Annotated in this window: 4 protein-coding genes; 1 reads left to right on the forward strand and 3 read right to left on the reverse strand. The window is 73.3% G+C overall.

Annotated elements, in window-relative coordinates; all coding sequences use genetic code 11:
* Positions 1-102: 102 nt before the first annotated feature.
* From ACWGL3_RS31615 to ACWGL3_RS31625, 3 genes are all read right to left on the reverse strand, one after another.
* Positions 103-588: a CarD family transcriptional regulator gene (locus tag ACWGL3_RS31615; protein WP_267949551.1), complete on the reverse strand. Its 486-nt coding sequence runs from the start codon at positions 586-588 to the stop codon at positions 103-105.
* 270 nt (positions 589-858) lie between these two features.
* Complete coding sequence (locus ACWGL3_RS31620; protein WP_267949552.1) at positions 859-1,611, reverse strand: DUF4097 family beta strand repeat-containing protein; 753 nt, start codon at positions 1,609-1,611, stop codon at positions 859-861.
* Complete coding sequence (locus tag ACWGL3_RS31625; protein WP_452462141.1) at positions 1,608-2,249, reverse strand: TetR/AcrR family transcriptional regulator; 642 nt, start codon at positions 2,247-2,249, stop codon at positions 1,608-1,610. Before ACWGL3_RS31625 ends, ACWGL3_RS31620 begins: the two co-directional genes overlap by 4 nt.
* 178 nt (positions 2,250-2,427) lie before the next feature.
* On the opposite strand from ACWGL3_RS31625, the gene ACWGL3_RS31630 reads away from it, so the two are divergent.
* On the forward strand, positions 2,428-3,612 hold the full coding sequence (locus tag ACWGL3_RS31630) for an alcohol dehydrogenase catalytic domain-containing protein (protein ID WP_452462142.1): 1,185 nt from the start codon (positions 2,428-2,430) through the stop codon (positions 3,610-3,612).
* Positions 3,613-3,685: the final 73 nt, after the last annotated feature.

A 3,685-nucleotide genomic window follows, 5' to 3' on the forward strand; every position in this document is an offset into this window, starting at 1 on the left:
GTCCGGGGGCGTCCGCCGGGGGACGCCCCCGGACGCGGGTCGGACCCTCCGCCGTCCCGGACGCGGGCGACCGCGCGGTGGCCCGTGCCCGGGGCCGGAGCGCTACGAGGAGAGCTTCTCCTCGATCAGGCGTTCGGCCTTCTCGACATCGCCGACGCCGGGGTGCTGCGAGAGCTCGTTGACGAGCATCTCCCTGCCGCTCAGGAAGAGGCGCTTCTCTCCCGCGGAGACCTTCCTGGCGCGCTGCCGGTCGCTGATGCTGCGGACCAGTTCGGCGATCTGGCGCGGGTCCCCGCTGCCCAGCTTGGTCTCGTAGTTCTTGAACCGGCGCGACCAGTTGGGCGGGTCGTCCGTCGGCGGCCGGCTCAGGGTGTCGAGGATCGTCTGCAGTCCCTCGTCGTCGACGACCTTGCGCAGTCCCACCAGTTCGACGTTGGCCACCGGGATCTGGATGTCCATCGCCGAGGCGCGCACGGTCAGGGTCAGGAACTCGACGTCGCCGGCGGGGGTGGTCCGGGTCGAGCGGCCGGTGATGGTCACCAGCCCGTGGCGGGGGTGGATGAGGGCGTGCCCCACGGTCAGGTCCACCGGTTCACCACCGCCTCCCCCAGCGGTGCCCGGTCCGCCGTCCGTTCGGAGGGGAACACTGTCGCGCGCACGTCCGGAACACGAGAATGGCGCGATTCATCCTCATGGTGCCCGTTCAGTCGGTTGATCACCGGCGGAGACTATAGGAGTCTCGCGTCAGGTCAAGGTGAAATGCGGGAAACCCCGCTCCGGACGCGTCCGCCCCTCCCGTTCCACGGGCCGGACCCGGCGGGAGGACGCCCCGCCGGGCCGGGCGCCGGGCACGGCGCGTCAGCGTGCGGGGACCAGGCGGATGTCGCCGTTCTCCGTCTCGGCGGCGATCACGTGGCCGCTTCCGGGCACCACCTCCACGTCGGTCACCACCTCGCCGTTGTCGGAGGAGGACGACACGTCGTACCCCGCCTCCGGCAGCTCCACCGTCGCGGACCCGTTCGCCGTGCTCACCCGGACGTCGTCGGGCGCCCTGGCGAAGGACACGTCGATCGATCCGTTCTCCGTGTGCGCCTCCAGGGTGGGCGAGACGATCCCGCGGGCGCGCAGCCCGCCGTTCCCGCTGCGCAGGACGAGGGGGCCGGACACGTTCTCCACCGTCACCTGCCCGTTGTCGGTGCCGATCTCCAGCGGCTCCGCGAAGCCGGTGGCCGTGGTGTCGCCGCTGCCGCCCTCCACCGTGAGCGAGGTCCCCTCGGGGACGGTCACCTCGTAGCGGGCGTCGCAGCCGGCCCTCGGGCCGCAGTGGATCTGGAGCGACAGGGTCTCGCCGTTCAGCTCCCAGGTGGCGCGCGGCGGGCCGACGACCGCCCCGCCCGACACCCACCGCGTCACCTGGATGTCGTCCACCTCGGCGGGGACGACCTCCAGGTCCCCCCGGCCGACCGCGATGGTGAGCACGTCGGAGGACGGTGAGAAGCTGCGGTGCTGCGCCTCGGCCTCGTCGACCGTCGCGGCGGAGGCGCATCCGGACAGCAGCAGGACGGTCGCGGCGGCGCACGCCGGGGCCAGGACGGCCGGTTTCGTGTTCACTGCGGCTCCTCGCGGTCGGGCGGTGGCACGGAGGCCAGGGCTGCGATGACGGCGCCCAGCGCCCTCTCGATCGTTTCCGTGTCGACCGACCCGGGGTCGGCCAGGTGCTCCATGGACAGGCCGTTGGTCAGGCAGTGCAGGATCAGGGCGGTGAGGCCGGGGTCGGCGCCCAGGGGCACGCCCCGGGCGGCGAACCGGGAGACGGCCTCGGCGACCGCCTCCCGCTGGGCGCGCCGCATCCGGCCGACCACGTCGCGGGTCTGCGCGTCGCGGGTCGCCCGGGCGGCGAACTCCAGGCCCAGACGGCCGCGCTCGGGGTCCTCGGTGATGCGCCGGGCCACGCCGCGGACGGTGTCCGCGACGGCGTCGGCGGGGTCGGCGGACTCGCCGATCCGTGCGAGCAGGGTGTCGATCTCGGCGTCGGAGCGCTCCCGCAGGACCGCGCCGAACAGGTCGCGCTTGCCGCCGAAGTTGGAGTAGACGGCCCCCTTGGTGAAGCCCGCCGCGTGCGCGATGTCCTCCAGGCGGCTGTCGGCGTAGCCGTGCTCGGCGAACGCGCGCACGGCGGCCGACAGCAGGCGGCGCCGTACCTCTTCGCGGGGGGTGCGGGGGACCGGGCCCCCGGAGTCGTCGGCCATGGGAGCGAGGTTAGCATACCCATGGGTATTGGATACTTTGGGTACTGAAGACTTCCGTGTCCTCCGGTCCGCCCTCGTTTTCCGGCGCGGGCCCACGGGTAGTGGGCGGGCACGGCCGCCCCCGGGGGCAGCACGGGCCCCGGGCGCCGGCGCACAGGAGGCGACACCAGGGGGAGTCATGAAGGCAGTCGTGTGGAACGGCACGAGGGACGTCAACACCGTCAACGTCCCCGATCCGCGGATCGAGGACCCCGGTGACGCCGTCATCCGGGTCACCAGCTCGGGCCTGTGCGGATCCGACCTGCACCTGTACGAGGTGCTCGGCCCCTTCATGAACCCGGGCGACGTGCTCGGCCACGAACCCCTGGGCGTCGTCGAGGAGGTCGGGCCGCAGGTCACGTCCCTGTCGGTGGGGGACCGCGTCGTCGTCCCCTTCCAGATCTCCTGCGGGCACTGCTCCATGTGCGGCACCGGCCTCCAGACCCAGTGCGAGAACACCAGGGTCGAGGAGCAGGGCATGGGCGCGCGGATCTACGGCTACAGCTCGCTGTACGGTTCCGTGCCCGGGGCGCAGGCCGAGTACCTGCGGGTCCCCCGCGCGCAGAGCAACGCCATCCCGGTCCCCGCCCAGGGGGACGACGACAGGTACGTGTTCCTGTCCGACGTCCTGCCCACGGCCTGGCAGGCCGTCCGCTACGCGGACGTGCCGCAGGGCGGCTCGGTGGCGGTCCTGGGGCTGGGGCCGATCGGCGACATGTGCTGCCGGGTCGCCCGCCACCTGGGGGCGGGACAGGTGTTCGGCGTGGACCCGGTGGCCGAGCGCCGCGCACGCGCCGCCGCCCGGGGGGTGGAGGTGTTCGACTCCTCCGTCGGCACCGACGACCTGATCGGGGAGATCCGCGAGCGCACCCGCGGCGAGGGGCCGGACGCGGTCGTCGACGCGGTGGGCATGGAGGCGTCCGGGCACGGGACCGCGAGGTTCGCCCAGAGGGTGGCCTCCTTCCTGCCCCAGAGCGCGGGCGCGAAGCTGATGGAGACGGCGGGGGTGGACCGGCTCTCCGCCCTGCACACCGCCATCGACCTGGTACGGCGCGGGGGTACGGTCTCGCTGATCGGCGTGTACGGGGGCATGGCCGACCCGATGCCGATGCTGACCCTCTTCGACAAGCAGATCCAGCTGCGGATGGGGCAGGCGAACGTGCGCCACTGGGCGCCCGAGATCCTCCCGCTCCTGGACGACGCCGACGTGCTGGGGGTGGAGGACTTCGCCACCCACCACCTGCCCCTGGACGACGCGCCGCACGCGTACGAGGCGTTCCAGAAGAAGGCGGAAGGCATGGTCAAGGTGGTCTTCCGGCCCTGACCGCGCGGACCGGCGGCGCGGCGCCCGCACGAGGGTCCCCGCGAACGCCGAGGACCCCGCCGTGCGAACGCAC

The sequence above is a fragment of the Nocardiopsis sp. NPDC055824 genome (assembly GCF_053616335.1).